This window comes from Nesterenkonia maliinae, assembly GCF_051262655.1.
Lineage (GTDB): Bacteria > Actinomycetota > Actinomycetes > Actinomycetales > Micrococcaceae > Nesterenkonia.
In genome coordinates this window covers 46,280-63,184 of record NZ_JBIMEY010000011.1, presented here as the reverse complement: position 1 = coordinate 63,184, position 16,905 = coordinate 46,280, and the positions used below count along the sequence as shown (strand labels likewise).

Annotated in this window: 18 protein-coding genes; 6 read left to right on the top strand and 12 right to left on the bottom strand. The window is 65.9% G+C overall.

Annotated elements, in window-relative coordinates:
• Positions 1 to 49 precede the first annotated feature (49 nt).
• From ACHAA4_RS14545 to poxB, 3 genes are all read right to left on the bottom strand, one after another.
• Complete coding sequence (locus ACHAA4_RS14545; protein WP_435774895.1) at positions 50 to 652, bottom strand: hypothetical protein; 603 nt, start codon at positions 650 to 652, stop codon at positions 50 to 52.
• A 470-nt stretch (positions 653 to 1,122) separates the two neighbouring features.
• Complete coding sequence (locus ACHAA4_RS14540) at positions 1,123 to 1,815, bottom strand: DUF6318 family protein (RefSeq protein WP_435774894.1); 693 nt, start codon at positions 1,813 to 1,815, stop codon at positions 1,123 to 1,125.
• 102 nt (positions 1,816 to 1,917) lie between these two features.
• Positions 1,918 to 3,633 carry a ubiquinone-dependent pyruvate dehydrogenase gene (poxB, locus tag ACHAA4_RS14535; protein WP_435774893.1) on the bottom strand — a complete coding sequence of 572 codons (1,716 nt, stop codon included), beginning with the start codon at positions 3,631 to 3,633 and terminating at the stop codon, positions 1,918 to 1,920.
• Positions 3,634 to 3,803: 170 nt separating this feature from the next.
• Between poxB and ACHAA4_RS14530 the strand changes: the two genes are divergently transcribed.
• A complete protein-coding gene (locus tag ACHAA4_RS14530; protein ID WP_435774892.1) occupies positions 3,804 to 4,436 on the top strand; it encodes an NUDIX domain-containing protein in 633 nt (210 codons plus the stop codon).
• A gap of 152 nt (positions 4,437 to 4,588) precedes the next feature.
• Here ACHAA4_RS14530 and ku read toward each other — a convergent pair whose 3' ends face one another.
• Entirely contained in the window at positions 4,589 to 5,506 is a 918-nt protein-coding gene (gene ku, locus ACHAA4_RS14525; RefSeq protein ID WP_435774891.1) for a non-homologous end joining protein Ku, read from the bottom strand.
• On the opposite strand from ku, the gene ACHAA4_RS14520 reads away from it, so the two are divergent.
• Entirely contained in the window at positions 5,436 to 5,675 is a 240-nt protein-coding gene (locus ACHAA4_RS14520; RefSeq protein ID WP_435774912.1) for a hypothetical protein, read from the top strand. The genes ku and ACHAA4_RS14520 overlap by 71 nt on opposite strands.
• A 165-nt stretch (positions 5,676 to 5,840) precedes the next feature.
• Here ACHAA4_RS14520 and ACHAA4_RS14515 read toward each other — a convergent pair whose 3' ends face one another.
• From ACHAA4_RS14515 to ACHAA4_RS14485, 7 genes are all read right to left on the bottom strand, one after another.
• Positions 5,841 to 6,068, bottom strand: coding sequence for a hypothetical protein (locus tag ACHAA4_RS14515; protein ID WP_241464186.1), 228 nt, complete (start codon positions 6,066 to 6,068; stop codon positions 5,841 to 5,843).
• 143 nt (positions 6,069 to 6,211) lie between these two features.
• Positions 6,212 to 7,825, bottom strand: a complete 1,614-nt coding sequence (locus ACHAA4_RS14510; RefSeq protein WP_435774890.1) for an ABC-F family ATP-binding cassette domain-containing protein — start codon at positions 7,823 to 7,825, stop codon at positions 6,212 to 6,214.
• A 332-nt stretch (positions 7,826 to 8,157) separates the two neighbouring features.
• Positions 8,158 to 9,150 (bottom strand): serine hydrolase, encoded by a 993-nt coding sequence (locus ACHAA4_RS14505; protein WP_435774889.1) that lies wholly within the window; start codon positions 9,148 to 9,150, stop codon positions 8,158 to 8,160.
• Positions 9,140 to 10,006, bottom strand: a complete 867-nt coding sequence (locus ACHAA4_RS14500; RefSeq protein WP_435774888.1) for a serine hydrolase — start codon at positions 10,004 to 10,006, stop codon at positions 9,140 to 9,142. The genes ACHAA4_RS14505 and ACHAA4_RS14500 overlap by 11 nt, the downstream gene beginning before the upstream one ends.
• A 92-nt stretch (positions 10,007 to 10,098) precedes the next feature.
• The gene (locus tag ACHAA4_RS14495; RefSeq protein ID WP_435774910.1) at positions 10,099 to 10,992 is read right to left on the bottom strand and encodes a dihydrodipicolinate synthase family protein; all 894 of its coding nucleotides are present in this window, start codon (positions 10,990 to 10,992) and stop codon (positions 10,099 to 10,101) included.
• Positions 10,993 to 11,076: 84 nt separating this feature from the next.
• Complete coding sequence (locus ACHAA4_RS14490; protein ID WP_435774887.1) at positions 11,077 to 11,787, bottom strand: hypothetical protein; 711 nt, start codon at positions 11,785 to 11,787, stop codon at positions 11,077 to 11,079.
• A gap of 97 nt (positions 11,788 to 11,884) precedes the next feature.
• Positions 11,885 to 12,202 carry a hypothetical protein gene (locus ACHAA4_RS14485; RefSeq protein WP_435774886.1) on the bottom strand — a complete coding sequence of 106 codons (318 nt, stop codon included), beginning with the start codon at positions 12,200 to 12,202 and terminating at the stop codon, positions 11,885 to 11,887.
• An 86-nt stretch (positions 12,203 to 12,288) separates the two neighbouring features.
• Between ACHAA4_RS14485 and ACHAA4_RS14480 the strand changes: the two genes are divergently transcribed.
• The gene (locus ACHAA4_RS14480) at positions 12,289 to 12,621 is read left to right on the top strand and encodes a cupin domain-containing protein (protein WP_435774885.1); all 333 of its coding nucleotides are present in this window, start codon (positions 12,289 to 12,291) and stop codon (positions 12,619 to 12,621) included.
• 29 nt (positions 12,622 to 12,650) lie between these two features.
• Here ACHAA4_RS14480 and ACHAA4_RS14475 read toward each other — a convergent pair whose 3' ends face one another.
• Positions 12,651 to 13,211, bottom strand: a complete 561-nt coding sequence (locus tag ACHAA4_RS14475) for a family 16 glycosylhydrolase (RefSeq protein WP_435774884.1) — start codon at positions 13,209 to 13,211, stop codon at positions 12,651 to 12,653.
• Positions 13,212 to 13,583: 372 nt separating this feature from the next.
• Between ACHAA4_RS14475 and ACHAA4_RS14470 the strand changes: the two genes are divergently transcribed.
• The 3 genes from ACHAA4_RS14470 (at position 13,584) to ACHAA4_RS14460 (ending at position 16,884) form a co-directional block, all read left to right on the top strand.
• A complete protein-coding gene (locus ACHAA4_RS14470; protein ID WP_435774883.1) occupies positions 13,584 to 14,282 on the top strand; it encodes an 8-oxoguanine DNA glycosylase OGG fold protein in 699 nt (232 codons plus the stop codon).
• A 249-nt stretch (positions 14,283 to 14,531) separates the two neighbouring features.
• Complete coding sequence (locus ACHAA4_RS14465; protein ID WP_435774882.1) at positions 14,532 to 15,548, top strand: LacI family DNA-binding transcriptional regulator; 1,017 nt, start codon at positions 14,532 to 14,534, stop codon at positions 15,546 to 15,548.
• Between the two features lie 79 nt (positions 15,549 to 15,627).
• Positions 15,628 to 16,884 carry a sugar ABC transporter substrate-binding protein gene (locus ACHAA4_RS14460; RefSeq protein WP_435774881.1) on the top strand — a complete coding sequence of 419 codons (1,257 nt, stop codon included), beginning with the start codon at positions 15,628 to 15,630 and terminating at the stop codon, positions 16,882 to 16,884.
• Positions 16,885 to 16,905 lie beyond the last annotated feature (21 nt).

Genomic DNA, 16,905 nt, shown 5'->3' with positions numbered 1-16,905 from the left:
CGACGGAGCTCGGTCGCCTCTTGCTCGGGGGCCGGGGCCAGGTTGGGGATCAGTCCCCCAGCCAATTGCCGTTGGCGTCGTACTGGTCAGCGAAGATCTTCGGCGGGGTGTCGCCCGGCTCGAGGGTGACCGGACCGTTGCAGCCCCAGTCGACGGTGTTGCGACAGGAGCCGGAGACGTTGCGGGCGGCCACTCGCCAGATGTCGGCTTCGCCGGGTGATGCCTGAACGTCCACGGAGCCGGGGATGACGATCCAGGGTCCGCCGCCGACCCGGTACTCGCCCACAAACGTGGTGGTGAGGCTGACCGGGAAGCGGCCGGTCTCGGTGTAGACGTGGCTGGTGGGCGTCTCTTGGTCGGTCTTGACCACCGTCTCCCCCTGCCAGCTGTCGGGCATGGGCTCGCCTGGGTCGTAGGTCACTCGGCTGGTGCCGTCACCGTAGTCCCAGAGGAAGCTCTGCGGGTTCACCCGGATCTCTACTGGGATGCCGAGGAGGGTCTGATTCAGGTTCTGGGGCCCCACATCGGCGAACATGTGCGTGTGCTGGTTCCTGTAGCCGAAGCCCAGGAGGTCGGGTTCGAACTCGACGGAGCCACCGGCGATGGGGAGGGTGACGAAGGCTTCCTCGACAGCGCCGGGGAGGAGAGCCATGATGTCGACTAGTTCTTCTTGCTCCGCATCTTCCACCTCCACTGCTTCAGCTGCTGGCGCGCAAATGAACCCGGAGAATTCGCCCGTATCGACTGGACTAACTGCATCCAAACCTCGAGAAGCACACTCGTCAATAAGGACCACCCTGCAGTCTGGTTGGTCTGCCCCTTCTTCTGTGCTGCAGTACGTCGGCGGAGCTTCCGGAGCTGGAATCGACCAGTCAGCGCCCAAGCCGCGATTGACATTATCGTCGGCGCGATCCCGAGGTAGCCACGGCGGTCGGTTCGGGGCCCGAACCTCAGGGCGCTCGCACCGAACCGCGCCCTGGGCTTCTCGTCCTTCCCACGTGACCGCGTGGTCACAAGACCGCGACATCACGGGACTAGCAATTCCAGCTCCGAACGGAGGGGCCAAAACATTCGCCACGAGGCTACTCAGCATCATCAAGGCGCTCACAGTGATGGATAACCTCACTGGTCGACCGCTTCAAATATCTCGAGCTCCGCTATCCACCATTGACGGCCGTCGAAGTAGAGAGAGGCTTCAGCGTCGTAGGTTCGGCCTTCGACAACGCCTATGGATTCACCGCCTGAGCCGTACGCGGTGTAGCCACCTTCGACAAGGGCAAACAGAATGCCCGCGTGACCGTCAGCTGTGATGCTAGAGACCAGTTCATCACCAGTCGTGGTGCCCTCCGCGGCATACCAACCGTTCTCCACCTCGTACAGGTCATAGAACTGGGCGATCGTGTTGTCGCACATTTCGCAGTCAGGAGCCGAGAGTGCCGCGACCGGTTCAAATTCACCCGTCAGCTGCAGATACGTAATTGCCTCGAACCAATACCTCAGCGCCGCCAGCGCGCCCTCTTCGGTCTCCTCGTAGATCTCGTCCGGAACCTCAGGCTCGGGCCAGTTCTGTGCGGGCCCATCTGAAGACGCAGGGACCGGCGTCGGCGACGATTCAGGATCCTCGGTCTCGCCCCCGTCACTACTCGACTGCTCCGGCTCCGATACTCCACCGTTCGGCGAGGTCTGCTCCGCAGTCGGTTCAACGTCCGTCCCACCAGGTTCAGCCCGAGCATCGTCACCTCCACAAGAACTCAGCACCAGCCCAAGAACCACCGCAACACTCGCCACACCAAGCCGACCCGCTGAAGTGTTCATGAACCTGATCCGTTCGATCCGTCGCCACCACTGGAGCAACAGACTAAACAGAACCGCCCCGGCGCAACAGAGGCCGGGGCGGTTCTGTGGAAGAGCGAAGGATCAGAACAGCTGGCGGAAATTCGTCTTCGCGAGGTCGATCAGCTCATCGCCACGACCACTGAGCACGGTGCGCACCGCGTAGAGCGTGAAGCCTTTTGCCTGCTCAGCGGTGATGTTCGGTGGCATGGAGAGCTCCTGGCGCTCGGTGACGACGTCCAGCAGCGCCGGTCCGTCGTGGGCGAGGAACTCTTCGACGGCCGCAGGAAGATCTTCTGACTTTTCAACCCGGATCCCCTTGATGTCCATCGCTTCGGCCACTTTGGCGAAGTTGGGATTCTTCAGGTCAGTCGCATAATTGACGAAACCGGCGGCCTTCATCTCCACCTCGACGAAGTTCAGCGAGGAGTTGTTGTAGACCACGGTCTTCACGGGCAGCTCGTTCTGAGTGATGGTCAGCAGCTCACCCATCAGCATCGCCAGCCCGCCGTCACCCGCGAGCGCGATCACCTGCTTGTCCGGCTCGGCCATCTGCACCCCGATCCCCTGTGAGATCGCGTTCGCCATGGACCCATGGCTGAACGACCCGATCAGCCGGCGTCGTCCGTTCATCGTCAGATACCGGCAGGCCCAGACCACCGGCGAACCCACGTCGGGCAGGAAGATCGCGTCGTCGTCGGCCGCATCATTGATCAGCTTCGTCAGGTATTGCGGGTGGATCGTCCGCTTGGACGGCGTGGCCAGCGCGTCGAGATCCTTGCGGGTCTTGGCGTAGTGCTTCGTCGCCCCGTCGAGATGCCGCGAATCCGCGTGCACATCGAGCTTCGGCAGGAGAGCCTCTACGGTGTCCTTGACGGAACCGACCAGCCCGACGTCCACTGGGGTGCGCCGCCCGATCTGGGATCCGCGGATATCGACCTGCACCACCTTCGCGTCCTCAGGATAGAACTGCTGGTATGGAAGGTCCGAGCCGAGCACCAGCAGCGTCTCGCAGGCCGCCATCGCCCGGTACCCGGACGAGAAGCCGAGCAGCCCGGTCATGCCGACGTCGTAGGGGTTGTCCCACTCCACGTGCTCCTTGCCACGCAGCGCATGCACGATCGGCGCCTGCAGGCGCTCGGCGATCGCCAGCATCTCGGGGTGAGCTCCGGCGGTGCCGGCCCCGGCGAGGATCGTCACGCGCTCGCACGTGTTGAGCACCTCTGCGGCTCGGTCCAGGTTGGTCTCACCGGGGATGACCCGGGACTGCATCGGGCGGATGGTCTCCGCCTCGCCCTGAACGTCGGCGAGCGCCACGTCCCCGGGGATCACCAGCACGGCGACGCCGCGCTTCTCGATGGCCTCGCGCATGGCGACCCGCAGCAGCCGCGGCATCTGGTCCGCGTGGGCGACGTGCTCCACGTAGACGCTGCACTCGCGGAAGAGCTCCTGCGGGTGGGTCTCCTGGAAGTAGGTGGACCCGATCTCCTCGCTGGGGATGTGCGCGGCGATCGCGAGCACCGGGGTCCGCGAGCGCTGCGCGTCGAAGAGCCCGTTGATCAGGTGGAGATTGCCCGGTCCGCAGCTTCCTGCGCAGACCGCGATCTCCCCGGTGACCTGGGACTCCGCGCTCGCGGCGAAGGCGGCGGCCTCTTCATGCCGGGTCGGCACCCACTCGATCGTCCCCGCGGCGCGCAGCGCATCAGTCAGACCATTGAGCGAATCCCCGGAGATTCCGTAGATCCGCTGGACTCCACTGGCGTGCAAGGTATCAACAATGTTCCGTGCGACTGTCGACATAGCAGTCCTTCCCTTCAGGGTCGCCGCCGCCTGCGCACAGGCCCCGGCGCGTATGTCCGCAGTCTAGGACTCTGCGGCGCCAACGCCTATGGGCCAGGTCACGCCGAGGACGACGACGGCGGCGCGTCCAACTCCGCGGCCAGCACTCCGACCCAACGTAGGCTTAGCCTATGCCGATCCATGACTCCCCCGCCGAGCACCCCATCCTCGAGGCCAAGTCCCTGCAGTCGACCCCGATCTATGACCTGGTCCAGGAGACCTTCAGCTTCGGCACCGACGGCGAGACGCTGACCCGCGCGTTCCTCAAGCACCTCAGCGCCGTGGCCGTCCTCGCAGTCGACGAGCAGGACCGGGTGCTGCTGATCCGGCAGTACCGGCATCCGCTGCGGCAGAACATGTGGGAGATCCCGGCCGGACTGCTCGACGCCGAGGGCGAGCCGATGCTCGACGCCGCCGCGCGCGAGCTCCACGAGGAAGCCGACATCAGCGCCGAGACCTGGCACACCCTGGCGGACTTTCACACCAGCCCTGGTGCCTCGAACGAGGCCATCCGGATCTACCTCGCCTCAGGCATCACCGAGACGCCGGAACATGAGCAGCATGCTCGCGAGGGCGAAGAGGCCGAGATCCAGAAGGCCTGGGTACCACTGACCGAGGCCGTGCAGGCGGTGCTCACCGGTCAGATCCACAACCCCAGCGCGGTGACCGGCATCCTGGCGCTGCACGCGATCCGGACCGGCGCTGGTGAGCTGCGCGAAGCTCGTGCACCCTGGGCCGATCACCCGCGCGGCATCAAGCCCTGACCCTCACCCCCACCAAGGACCGCACGGAGCTCACCCTCGATCTGCGTGGAGCGGAGGGCTCGAAGGGAGATGACAACATCTACGACGGCTGGGACAGCGCATTGAACGTGCTCGCGGGTTACCTCAGCGAGATCTGAGCCCCGACGGGGACGTTAGCTCGCCTTCTTCTTCTGGCTGGACCCACCACTGGATGATGAACGCTTGGACTCGCCCTTCGACGACCCCTTCGCGGATCCGCCCTTCGAGGACCCCTTCGACCCGGACTCCCCCGCACCCTTGCCCGAACTCTTCCGTCGAGAATCCACCGACTGCTTCAGCGCCTCCATGAGGTCGATGACGTTGCCGTCGCCGTCGTCCTCATCTTCCACATTGCCGAAGGTCGCGTCGGTGTCGATGTCCTCGCCGTGGGCGAGCTTCTCCTCCACCAGGGTGTGCAGCTGGTCCTGGTATTCGTCCTTGAACCGCTCCGGGTCGAAGTCCTCGGCGTAGGAGTCCACCAGCGAGGTGGCCATCTCCTGCTCCTTCTTGGTCAGCCGCGATTTGGGCACGTCGAACTCGGGTTCGCGCAGCTCATCGGCCCAGCGCAGCCCCTGGAGCACGATGACATCATCGCGCACGCGCAGCACCCCGAGCCGGGTCTTGGTGCGCAGCGTGAACGTCACGATCGCGACCCGGGAGGACTCCTCCAGGGTCTTGCGCAGCAGCACGTAGGCCTTTGCGGACTTGCCCGAGGGCTCCAGGTAGTAGGACTTGTCCAGCACCATGGAGTCGATCTGATCCTCGGGCACGAACTGCTCCACCGCGATCTCCTTGGAGTCATCGGCGGGCAGCTCGCCGAGCTCCTCCTTGGTGAGCACAACAGTGGACTCCCCGGCGTCGTAGGCCTTGTCGATGTCCTTGTAGTCGACCTTCTCGCCGCAGACCTCGCAGTGACGCTCGTAGCGGATCCGCCCGCCGTCCTCATCGTGGACTTGATGCATCGACAGATCGTGGCTCTGCGTGGCCGAGTACAGCTTGATCGGCACCGTCACCAACCCGAAAGACACTTCGCCAGACCAGATCGCCCGCATGGTCACTCCTGTTGTTGTTCGTCATGGGCTGCGCATCATTGCTCGTGAGGCCAATGACACCACAGCGACCTGGGTCGGGACAGGACACGCGCCGACCAGAACAGCCGACGGCGCGAGCCCGGCTGGAAGACGTGGATCGTGCCAACTGATCCGGGGCACCGGCGGATGATCCACGAATCCTCTCCATCTTCCAGCGTCCCTTGGGCAGCTTGCGGCGTTATAGGGACGATCAGAGAGTGTCATTCCACCGCAAACCGCCCGATGGTAACGGCCGGGACACGCACAGAGGGGCGCCGCCGATGATCGGCAGCACCCCTCTGAGAAAGCTCTAGTTTCAGCGCTTCTTGCCGTTGTTCTCGTACTGCGAGAGCGCCAGACCCAGACCGAAGAAGGTGGGGGCCCACTGGCCGACGAAGATGCCCCAGCGGTCTGCCTGCGGCTTGGAATCGTCATTCTTGTAGCGGGAGAGCGCCCAGCTGCCGAAAGACAGGCCCACTGAAACCAGTGCGGCGTTGTAGGCGTGCTCGGAACGTAGGCCCAGGTTATGCAGTGTCGTCAGCATGTTGACTCCTCAGAAGCATCGTTGTCAGTACCCCGATTAACTTGGCACGTGTCCTCAACGTATGGGCGGCACCTGGTGACTCCATGGTGGTTGCCTCCTTTTATTCTCCGCGTGCGCCCCGATCCAAGCTGGAGTTCGACTCCCTAAAGCTCCGCCCGCTGGCTCAGCCGCTCCTCGTCGATCTCGATCACGGAATCGAGGTTCAGCCGCGCCAGGAACCCGACGTCGTGACTCACGATGAGCAGTGCTCCGCGATAGGCACCGAGCGCCTCGGCCAGCTGCTCCACGCTGGTGATGTCGAGGTTATTCGTCGGTTCGTCGAGGATCAGCATCTGCGCCGGCGGTTCGGCCAGCAGCAGCCGTGCGAGGCTGACTCGGAAGCGCTCGCCCCCGGACAGGCTTGCGACCCGGCGGTCGACCACCGCTCCGCGGAGCAGCAGCCGGGCCAGCTGGTTTCTGATCTCCTCGGCCGGAGACGCAGGGGCTGCCGCCTGCACGTTCTCCAGCGCGGAGCGTGACTCTTCGAGGTCATCCAGGCGCTGCGGCAGGTAGCCGACCCGCTCGGTGAGCAGCTCACCGGTGATCCGACCACCGGCCGGTGAACCTCCAGTCTCAGCACCCCCGTGCACCAGGTGCTCGAGCAGGCTCGTCTTCCCGGAACCGTTGGGCCCGATCAGCGCCACGCGTTCCGGGCCCTGCAGGATGATCGTGCGGGATCCGTCGCGGAGCTCGGCGATTCGTCGGCTGCGCGGCACGCCGGGGTCGGGCAGGGTGAGGTGGATGTGCTCCTCATCCCTGACTAAGGCGTCGGAGGCGTCGACCGCGGCCTGGGCGGCTTGGACGTTACCCTCGTGGGTGGTGCGCATCGCACCTGCAGCTCCCTGAGCGCGACTCACGCGGTAGTTCACCAGGATCTTCGGGATGCCGCCGCTGACCTGGGTTCTGCGGCCGGTGCGTTCGCGGCGCGCCATCTTGGTCACCGCCTCGACGCGCTGCTTCTTCTCCCCCTTCAGCGCCTGCTGAGCGGTCCGGGCCGCTTGGACGGCGGCGGCCTGCTGCTGCGCGAGGTGTGCGCTGAATTCACTGTAGGGACCGCCGAAGACGTCGAGCTCTCCGGCGTGGAGCTCCGCGGTGGCGTCCATGCGTTCGAGCAGCTCGAGGTCGTGGCTGATCACCACGAGGGTGCCCGGCCACTCGTCGATGAACTCGGCAAGCTGAGCGCGGGTCCGGCGATCGAGGTTGTTGGTGGGTTCATCGAGCAGCGTGACCGGGGTCCGGCGCAGGCGCAGTCCCGTGATCGCGATGAGCATCGCCTCCCCTCCGGAGACTTCGGTGACCGGTCGCTCCAGATCCGCGGCGGAGAAGCCGATCCGCTGGAGCGCCTCGTCGGCCCGAGCCTCGATGTCCCAGTCATCGCCCACGGCGTCGAAGTGCCGGACGTCGGCATCGCCGGCTTCGATGGCGCGCAGTCCGGTGAGGGTGTCCTGGATCCCGAGCAGCCCGGCGACGGTCCTGCCGGGACCGAGCGTGAGGGTCTGGGCGAGGTAGCCGACGTCGCCGATGGTGCTGATCTGACCCGCGGTGGGGGTGAGCTCCCCGGCGATGAGTCGGAACAGCGTGGACTTGCCGGCGCCGTTGCGCCCGATGAATCCCGTGCGTCCGGTGGTCATGGTGCCGTTGAGCTGCTGCAGGACCGGGGTGCCGTCGGGCCACTCGAAGGAGAGGTCCTGCAAGGTGATGGCTGAGGGTGCTGACATGGCTAGAGTCCTTCGGTCCTCGCCCGGACGGCGGGCGCACTGAGTGGGGAGGGTTCGCTCCGGGCGCTGGAACGCGCTGCTGCGGAGGGCCTGGTCCAGGACGTGCGGGCCACTCACTGATCGGAGCCGGGATCTGAGCTGGGGATCTGAGCCGAAGGCCGGCGATCACAGAGGGCTGGAGTGGGAAGCTGCCACCGGCGGCGCGAAGTCGCGCTCTGCCCGGCGGTCACCGAACGTCAGGTGGCTAGGCGTTGTCGACGTCGAAGTCCATGATCTCAAGATAGCAGTCCCTCAGCGCGAGCGCCTCTGTTTTTCGCGGATCTGCGCGGGATTCAGTCCCGGGTCCAGTGGTACGCGGCCAGGCCGAGGGTGCCGAAGACGGCGGAGACGTCCCGTGCAGAGAGAACACCACCCGACGAGGGCGGCAGGTGGGCTGCCACGTGGACCCACTCCCCTGCCTGGTTGGGCAGGGAGAGCACGGAGCTGCAGCCGCGCTGCGCGCCGGCCGCGGTGAGTTCCCAGCCGGAGAGGGTCCGGTGCGGAACCCGTTTGGGACCAAAGCCAGGCAGGGCCGACGCCAGGCCGGCGGGCTCGAATACCTTGTCCATCCAACTGTGGATCCGGTGCCGGGTGCCAGAGGAGACTCCCCCGGGTACAACTGGATCACCTTCCATGCTGTCGGGGGTTCCGAGAGCGCGCAGCAGGTCGAGAGTCGAGGCGGGGGTGGTGCTGCCGAGCAGACCTTCGCCCCAGGATTCATCGCGTTCCAATCCGGAGAGCTGCACCGCGTGCAGCCCCATCGAGGCGACCAGGCCCTGGGCCTCGGTGAGCAGCTCGACACCTTCGGAGGCCGCGAAATCCAGCAGGGCGAGCACGCAGGCACCGTCGCCGGTGGAGCAGACCAGGTTCACCGCGTCATCCACGCTGAGCGTCAGGTCTCCGGTGAGCAGTCGCAACGTGCCGGTGCGCGCTCCGGCGCGGTGCGCAGCGGTGACGGTGAGCGGCCGTTCGAGGAAGCCCTCGTCACCCTCGCCGAGGTGGGCCAGGGTGAGGCCGAGCAGCAACTTGCCTGTCCCGGCGAGGTCGTGGAGCTCATCCGCATGGGATTCCGCAACGACCCCGGGAGCCCCGGCAGACCCGGACCCGGCAGACGCCGTGGCCTCCGCAACCTCGCCAAGCTCGGCAACTCCGCCAAGCTCGGCAACTCCGCCAAGCTCGGGAACCCCGCTCTCCCCGGCAGACGCAGCGGTCCCCACGGCGAAGCGGAGCTCCGGATAGGCGGCCGCGCACTCCGCAAGACTCAGCATTTTGACCTCAACGACCACGGGCCCACTCCTCTACTGCGAGTCCCAGCTCGGCGAACAGATCAAAGGCCGCGACCCTCCCTGGGACCCCGGAGGACAGTTCGGTGGGGATGTTCTCGGCATAGGCGGCGACTGCGGCCAACGGTGCGCCCGAGGCCGAGAGCGCCAACCCCACTTGGGAGAGGCTGCGCAGTCCGCGCCCGTTCTTCTCCGCGAGCTGGATCTGGGTGCAGGCGACCCCCAGTGCGGGGGTGAAGAGTCCAAGCATGGCGTCCCGCGCGAACTCGCACAGCTCTCGGGAGAGCAACAGTTGGGCGGCGGCAGCGTCGTCAATGCACCCGCGGCCCAGCTGCTCGAGCAGGAGGGACTGATCCCGCGCCGTCGTCGTGGTGAGGGTGTCCAGGGAGTGACTCCAGGTCAGGTCGCCGGTGCGGGGGAAGATCTCGCGGTGCAGGGTGGCGTGGAGGCCCATCCAGGCGCAGTAGTCGTTGACCCATTGCAGCGGGTCGGGGCGGACGGAGCCGACGGCGGCGAAGACCAGCTGGGTGCAGATGTTGTCCGAGGTGCTCATCATCTGTAGCAGGGAGTCGCGCAGGCTCAGCGAGATCCCGGCGGAGAGGTTGCGCATGATCCCGGCCTGGACGCCGTCCTTCATCTCCTCGGTGATGACCGAGCGGTCTTCGAGGCTGAGTTCCCCGGTCTCGACCAGCGCCAGGCAGGCTAGGAGCACGCTGACCTTGCGGGTGCTGAAGGAGGCGACGGGGCGGGTGGAGTCCTGCCCGATGACCTCACCGGTGCCGATCGCGCGGATCTCCCAGGACAGCGCGAAGGGCTGGTCCGCCGCGAGACGCGCGACCGAGGTTTCGAGGTGTTGCAAGGACTGCTCCACAAGACTCCTCATCGCCAGGCCTGCCGGACAGATCCAGCATAATCCCGACCTACGGGTGGGTGACTCTGGTCAGGCGCCCTTCACTCTGTGAGCTCCAGCTCCTCAAGGACCTGGATGAGGCGGGCCCGGGCGGCGCGGTCGAGGCCCTGGACCGGGCGGGGCAGGGAGTCGGCAGCGGCCAGGCCCAGGTGTTCGACGATCGCCGCGGTGACCCGGTAGCTGCCGTGTTCGGCGAACAGCGCCCAAAGCGGCTCCAGCCGAGTCGATTCTGCGAGCGCGCCCGCGTGATCCCTGGACACCGCGGCCCGGGTGATCTTCAGCGCGGGCGTCGGCAGCGTGCCGCCGATGACGGAGTACCAGGCGTCGCAGCCGGCGGTGAGGCCGCGGGCTGCGGCGTCGTCGCCGGAGACCCCGACGGTCACGGTGTCGGGGATGTGGGCGCGGATGGTCTTCACGCGGTCCGCGGCCGCCTCGGGCTCCGCCGGGACGCCGGGGATCTTGATCGACGCCACATGGGGCAGGGTCGCGATCCGGGCGTAGAGCTCATCAGTGAAACGCACATGGGTGGTGCCGGGATTGTCATAAACCACCAGGGGCACGGACAGCTCAGCGGTGACGTCCTTGAAGAGCCCGAAGACCTCGTCATCGCTGAGCCCCTGATAGGTGACCGGGGCTAGGAGCACGGCACTGGCGCCGGCGTTCTGCGCATCTTCCGCGAGCCGGTGCACCTGAGAGGTGCGCAGCGCGCCGATGCCGACCATCACCGGCACCTCCCCGGCATGCTGCACCGCGGTCTGCGCGGCGCGACGCCGCTCCTCTCGGTCCAGGTACATGTAGGACCCGGTGGAACCCAGCGCGGTGATCGAGTCGACTCCGGCTGCTGCCAGGCGCTCGATGAGACCGGCATAGGCGGGCTCGTCGAGGGCGTCATCACGCAACGGGGTGTGTGGGAACGCGCTGAGTCCGGTGAACATAGATGCTCCGATCATTAAGGCTTGTGGGCATGGTGGTTCGGGATGACTGGGGTTCAGGATCATCGGGGTTTAAGATCCCGCCGCTCAAGCATGCCAAGCGAGGTGGGCAGCTTTGTAGGCCGGTGCGCGGACCGCACGCACCCAGGCCGGCACGGTCAGGCCGCTCGGCGGGTTCGCGACAGGTCGGAACCGCAGCGTCAGATCATCAGACCCAGCTGGATCATTCGAGCGCTGAGTCGGCTCTCCGGACGGCTCCAGCGACACCCGTCCCAGACTCTGCCAAGGTCGAGAATTCCGAGAATACGACAGCCGGTAGTCGTTGCGCGGCTCCGGGTCCAGGCGGAAGACGATGTTCCCTTCCACCCCGGTCAACGGGAACATCGTGGTCAACGGCCCGGTGCCGGAGGAGGTGCGCAGCTGCAGGATGTAGCGGGTCAGCCTGCCGGTGCCCGTGGAGGCGAAGAGCAGGTCTACCTCGCCCCCGTGGTGCCCGCCACCGGGGATCCGGACGGCCAGGCCCATGATGTCGGGCAGCTCGACCGACCACGACGCCGAGCCCGAGAGCCGTCCGATCAGGGGCGTCTCACCGACGGAGTCGAAGAGCGCGGAGCCGGTGGTGCCAGGCGCATCGATGATGAGCCTGCCCGGCACGACCGTGCCCACCGAGTGGATCGGGCGATTTCGACGGAGCGCCCCAACCACGGCGAATCCGAATCCGACGGCGACACCGGCCGTCCCCAGCACGACGAGGCCGGCAGCGCGGACGGTCTTGAGGGGTTTCGCTTCTTCGCCCATGGTGCGACTGTACGCCCGGCGGCTCGAGGAGGCACCAGGTCCGCGCGACCCGACGCTCGATGGAAGCAGCACGACCGGGGCCGCTCCGAGAGTGCCCTCAGATGTCGTCCTCGTAGGCGCGGCCGCCCTCGTCCTCCCACCGGGTCAGCTGGCGAACCCGGGATGAGTTGTATTTGCGTCGGACGCCGTAGCCGCCCCGATCGTCCTCGTCGAAGAACACGACGCCGAACTCCTCCAGCGCCCGGCGCAGTCGCTTGTTCGCGTCGGGAGACAGGGCGAACCCGCGATGCTCAAAGTTGCGCACCAGTGGCGGCTCAAGCGAGGCGGCCTCAGCGATCTCCTCCACCGACACTTGGGTGAGCGCGCGCGCCGCGCGGGCCAGGTCCGGGGTCAATGAGGCTTCGTAGCGCTTCATAGATACAGTGTGGCAAACCACACACCGCAGGGGAACGGCCGCGAGATCGGCATGGCGGTGGCCCTCGATAGATCGGAACGTTCACCATGCAGAAGACGTCATTGATCGCACTGGCACGGCGTGAATTAGAGCAGGCCCGCGAGGCCTCCAGCGGCAGGAGCGCGAAGACGGTCTTCGGTGGCCATGAGCATCAGCTGAGGCAGACCCTGATCGCGCTCCGAGCCGGTCAGGAGCTCTCCGAGCATGAGAACCCCGGGGAGGCCACGCTGCAGGTGCTGGAAGGCCGGGTGACGCTGAAGTCCGGAGAGGCGTCCTGGAACGGATCACCCGGAGATCTGCTGATCATTCCGGACGGACTGCACTCACTGGACGCCGTCGAAGATGCGGTCATCCTGCTCACGGTGGTCAAGCAGCGCTGAGCGAAAGTTTCGGAGTGCGTCCACGCATCTCACCAACTCCATCCTCTGACCCGCTGAACAACTGCGGTCTTCGGGTACTCCCCTGCCGCGGTACCGATCTCGAAGAGGTCGATCATGAGAAAGAGCGGGTAGTTCGGCGCTTGAGCTATCTTCCGAAGTACGGCGCCTTCACAGCCGATCAGCGTCTCGCCATTGCCCCAGAGCACGCTCCAGGTATGCGGCCGGCTGGCGTCGAAGGGCAGGAGAACTTCCGCCATATCGGTGGTCAGCCCGGAGTCATGGTGGGCCTTGACCCCGGAACGGGCACGGCTGGTCTCCCCCACGGTCTCGGCATCGATCTCGAAGAGGCAGATCTCCCCGGAGTCTTGGGGAGATCCATGTTCGGTGCCGATCAGCCACGCGGCGAGCATGCAGCCCTGATCGCGACCGGCCGCCACGGTGACGTCGATCCTTCCAGCAGCGGGCGCGAAGTACAGCCGCTGCGGAGTGGCGGTCCGCACGAGGAGCCCATCCTCGCGGTGCCGGTGAGTTCCGCGTGAAGACCCCACGGGGCCCGAGTAGGTGCCGGTCTGCAGGTTTGAGACCCGCATCGGCGCATCCTCGGGACGCCAATCAAGCTGATCCGCATCGATCCTCAGCTCTAGACCACGCGGACCGGTCCGGTAGCGTGCCTGCGACCGTTCGGGGGTGGTCCAGTGCGGCAGATAATGCGGCACCCACCTGCGCGTACTCAGACCCGCGGAGAAATTCTCCTCCAGGTCCGGAGGCAGGGACGGCGATTGTGGGAACTTCTCGGCGGACGAGACCATGCGCCATCTTCCCAGCACCCGATTCCTCAGACAACAGCCCGGGGCAGTGCGCTCCCGCCGTGGAGACGCATCTCACGACCAGATGCAGGCATCGCCGAGACCGCGGCCGGCCAGGTGGGGCGCGACGTCGGTCAGGCCCATTAGGGTTGGATCATGATCAACGAAGACGCACGACTGCCCCAGGACATCCTGCACGCACTGCCCGGCTCCAACGCGGTGATGAAGCACAGCGTCGATGTCGACGCCGCCCGCTGGCGCGCCGAACTCTCCAAGCGCGACCTTCCGAAGCTGACCGGCATGCTCGGCAGCCTGGACAAGACCTCGCTGGCCCGGCGCGATGTGTTCGAGATCGGTGACCGCGAGCGCACCGCCGATAACGCCTTCCAGCTGTTCTACTACTCGCTGTCATGGGGCCTCGGACCCAAGGTCCCGCGTCTGCACCACCGCCTGGACAACTTCGCCTCCCACCGCGACGAGGCCTCCGAGCTGCTCCTCTCTGCATGGAACGCAGCCCGCAGCGAAGAATTCGCGAAGGACGCCTTCAGCATCCTGACCACCGAGGACGGCGCCGGCCGGATCCCTTGGTTCGGACCCGCCTTCTCCACGAAGTTCCTCTACTTCGCCCAAGGCGCGGCAGCGGAGCCGAAGCTGATCAGCCTGGACCGCGACGTGGCCGCAAACCTCGCGCGCGACGCCTGGCCCGACGCGACCACCGACGTCTGGGTCCCCGAGGTCTACGACCAGTACTGCACCCTGATGGCCGAATGGGCCGACGAAGCCTCGCAGGACTCCTCGGTGGACCGCACGGTCCGCGCCGATGAGATCGAACTGGCAGTCACCCGCCGGGCATAAGGCACTCCCCTTCCAACGGTCTCGGACCGGGCGCAACACCGAAACCGAGACCCCGCAGAAGGCCCCACGCATGACCTTCAGTATGGGCCGGGTTCAGACTCCACATGAGTCTGAACCCGGCCCATGCCGCGTCTCAGACCCTGGATCGTTGAGAACCGCTTCGACGATAACCACGAGAGTTCCTTTAGAACAGGGGGTTGTGCTGAGAGATCCACAGATGTACCGTCGAACCAGTTCGAAGGAGTGATGATGGTCACAATCGGTGACGTTGCAAAAGCCGCAGGGGTTTCCCGCAGCACTGCCTCATATGCCCTCTCCGGCAAGAGGTCCATCTCCGATGCCGTCCGGCTTCGAGTCAACGAGGCCGTCAAGAACCTCCAGTACACCCCCAATGCGGGCGCTCGATCCCTTGCAACCTCGCAGACGAAGGTCATCGGCCTGCTCGCCCAATTCCTCGACGACGAGTTCGCGCCCGCGATGCTCCAGTACATCCTGGGAGTCTCGAACACCGCGAGAGAGCTCGGCTACGACGTTCTTCTGGTCACCGATGCAGACGGCACCTCAGCGCTGCGCAGGATCAGCAACTCCCGGATGATCGATGGGATCGTCCTGCTGAACGTGGCAGAGGATGATCCTCGACTGGAACACCTCCGCACGGCGCAGCAACCCGGCGCCCTGGTCGGACTGCCCAGAGACTGCGACGGCCTGGACGTGTTCGATCTGGACTTCGAAGAAGCCGGTCGGACGATGGTGGATCACCTGCACCGCCTGGGACACCGCGAGCTCATCCTGATCTCTCAGCCTCAGCACGTGATCGAGCGGGGCGGCGCCTACGTCTGGCGCCTGCAGAACGCAGCCCTCGCCGCCGCCGAGGCGAAGGGCATCACGCTCCATACGGTCTTCGCGCCTTCGTCTCAGCCTGCCGTCGGAGAATCACTGCATCGCATCCTCGATACCCACGCAAACGCCACCGGCCTCTTGATCAACAACGAAGCTGCGGCAGCGGCCCTGCCTTCGGTGCTCCACGAGCGCGGACTCTCAACCCCCAAGGACCTCTCCGTGCTCGGCCGGTATTCCGATGAGTTCGCCCGCACCTTCTCCCTTCCCTTCTCCTCCATCGAGAGCGCGCCTGACCGGCTGGGCAGCATGGCCGTGCGTCAGCTGGTCCGTCGCATCGAGGGAGAGATAGGACCCGAGGAGCCCAATGTTGTCCGCTTTGTCACCCCCGACCTCATCGACCGTGGGAGCACCGCCCCGCCCCGCTGAGATCCAGAACTGATATGCACTCGTCTCACTCAAAATCGAACCGGTTCGACACCTGGTCGATGATCCAAGGAGGAACGCAATGAAAAGCACCTTTCATAAGGCGACAACCGTGACCGCAGCGTTGGCGGCGATCAGCCTCTTGGCAAGCTGCTCAGGAGGTGACGCGAACAGCGAGGAGGGCAGTGACGCCGCCTCCGGCACGTACACCTGGTGGGATCCCTATCCGCAGCACGAAGGAGACTCGGATTGGGAGAACCGCGTCCAGACCTGCGGCGAGGAAGCCGGAGTCGAGATCGAACGCACCGCGTACGACACCACTGCCCTCACAAACCAGACGATTCTTGCGGCGCAGGAAGGCAACTCGCCCGACGTCGTTCTGCTCGATAACCCTGCCGTCTCCACCCTCTCCGAGAGCGGTCTGCTCAGCACCGTGGACGAACTGGGGCTCGACACCTCCGCAGTGGACCCCAACCTGGTCGCGGCCGGTGAACTCGACGGCGACACCTACGGAATCCCCATCGGTGCCAACACCCTCGCGCTCTACTACAACCAAGACGTCCTGGATGAGGCGGGTGTGGATCCAGCTTCGGTCACCGACTGGACGAGCCTGACGAGCGCGCTCGAAGATATCGAGGCTTCCGGCAACGGTGGCATGACCTTTGCCGGGATCGGCACTGAGGAGGGCTCCTTCCAATTCCTCCCATGGTTCTGGGGCTCCGGAGCGGACCTCACCGAGCTGGATTCTCCCGAGGCCGTGGAGGCCCTGGAGCTCTGGAAGGGCTGGGTCGACGACGGGCTCGTCCCGAACACTGTGATCAACAACTCCCAGAACACCACGTGGGAAGAGTTCCTCACCGGCGACTTCGGATTCGTGGAGAACGGCACCTGGCAGGTCAACAGCGCCGCTGACGCGGACTTCGCCACCGGAGTCATCGAGATCCCCGCCCAGGATGGCGGAGTTGCCCCTGCGCCCACCGGCGGTGAGTTCATCGTCGCCCCGGTGCAGGAGGACATCGAGCGCTACGACGTGACGCGCCAGATCGTCGAGTGCATGACGACTCCCGAAGGATTCGTCGAAACCGCCAACACGTTCGCCTATTACATCCCGCCCACGGAGGAGGGGCAGGACGCCCTGCTCGAGGAGAACGAGGATCTCGAGACCTGGGTCTCTGCAGTGCAGGAGGCCAAAGGACGGACCAGCGACAACCTCGGGACGGACTACCCGGTCATCTCCGAGGAGCTCTGGACCGCCGTGCAGAACGCCCTGTCAGGCGCGGCAACTCCTCAGGAGGCACTGGAAGAGGCCCAGGCGAACGTCGAGGCTGAGCTCGGCTAGACCCGGGTCGGATCACCGCAA

Excerpts from the sequence above, each read along its gene's own strand:
- ACHAA4_RS14465 (WP_435774882.1), top strand. The coding sequence starts at position 14,532 with ATGGTCACAATCGGTGACGTTGCAAAAGCCGCAGGGGTTTCCCGCAGC.
- ACHAA4_RS14530 (WP_435774892.1), top strand. The coding sequence starts at position 3,804 with ATGCCGATCCATGACTCCCCCGCCGAGCACCCCATCCTCGAGGCCAAG.
- ACHAA4_RS14515 (WP_241464186.1), bottom strand. The coding sequence starts at position 6,068 with ATGCTGACGACACTGCATAACCTGGGCCTACGTTCCGAGCACGCCTAC.
- ACHAA4_RS14510 (WP_435774890.1), bottom strand. The coding sequence starts at position 7,825 with ATGTCAGCACCCTCAGCCATCACCTTGCAGGACCTCTCCTTCGAGTGG.
- ACHAA4_RS14540 (WP_435774894.1), bottom strand. The coding sequence starts at position 1,815 with ATGAACACTTCAGCGGGTCGGCTTGGTGTGGCGAGTGTTGCGGTGGTT.
- ku (WP_435774891.1), bottom strand. The coding sequence starts at position 5,506 with ATGCGGGCGATCTGGTCTGGCGAAGTGTCTTTCGGGTTGGTGACGGTG.
- ACHAA4_RS14470 (WP_435774883.1), top strand. The coding sequence starts at position 13,584 with ATGATCAACGAAGACGCACGACTGCCCCAGGACATCCTGCACGCACTG.
- ACHAA4_RS14460 (WP_435774881.1), top strand. The coding sequence starts at position 15,628 with ATGAAAAGCACCTTTCATAAGGCGACAACCGTGACCGCAGCGTTGGCG.
- ACHAA4_RS14490 (WP_435774887.1), bottom strand. The coding sequence starts at position 11,787 with ATGGGCGAAGAAGCGAAACCCCTCAAGACCGTCCGCGCTGCCGGCCTC.
- ACHAA4_RS14485 (WP_435774886.1), bottom strand. The coding sequence starts at position 12,202 with ATGAAGCGCTACGAAGCCTCATTGACCCCGGACCTGGCCCGCGCGGCG.
- ACHAA4_RS14495 (WP_435774910.1), bottom strand. The coding sequence starts at position 10,992 with ATGTTCACCGGACTCAGCGCGTTCCCACACACCCCGTTGCGTGATGAC.
- ACHAA4_RS14475 (WP_435774884.1), bottom strand. The coding sequence starts at position 13,211 with ATGCGGGTCTCAAACCTGCAGACCGGCACCTACTCGGGCCCCGTGGGG.
- ACHAA4_RS14480 (WP_435774885.1), top strand. The coding sequence starts at position 12,289 with ATGCAGAAGACGTCATTGATCGCACTGGCACGGCGTGAATTAGAGCAG.
- poxB (WP_435774893.1), bottom strand. The coding sequence starts at position 3,633 with ATGTCGACAGTCGCACGGAACATTGTTGATACCTTGCACGCCAGTGGA.
- ACHAA4_RS14545 (WP_435774895.1), bottom strand. The coding sequence starts at position 652 with ATGGCTCTCCTCCCCGGCGCTGTCGAGGAAGCCTTCGTCACCCTCCCC.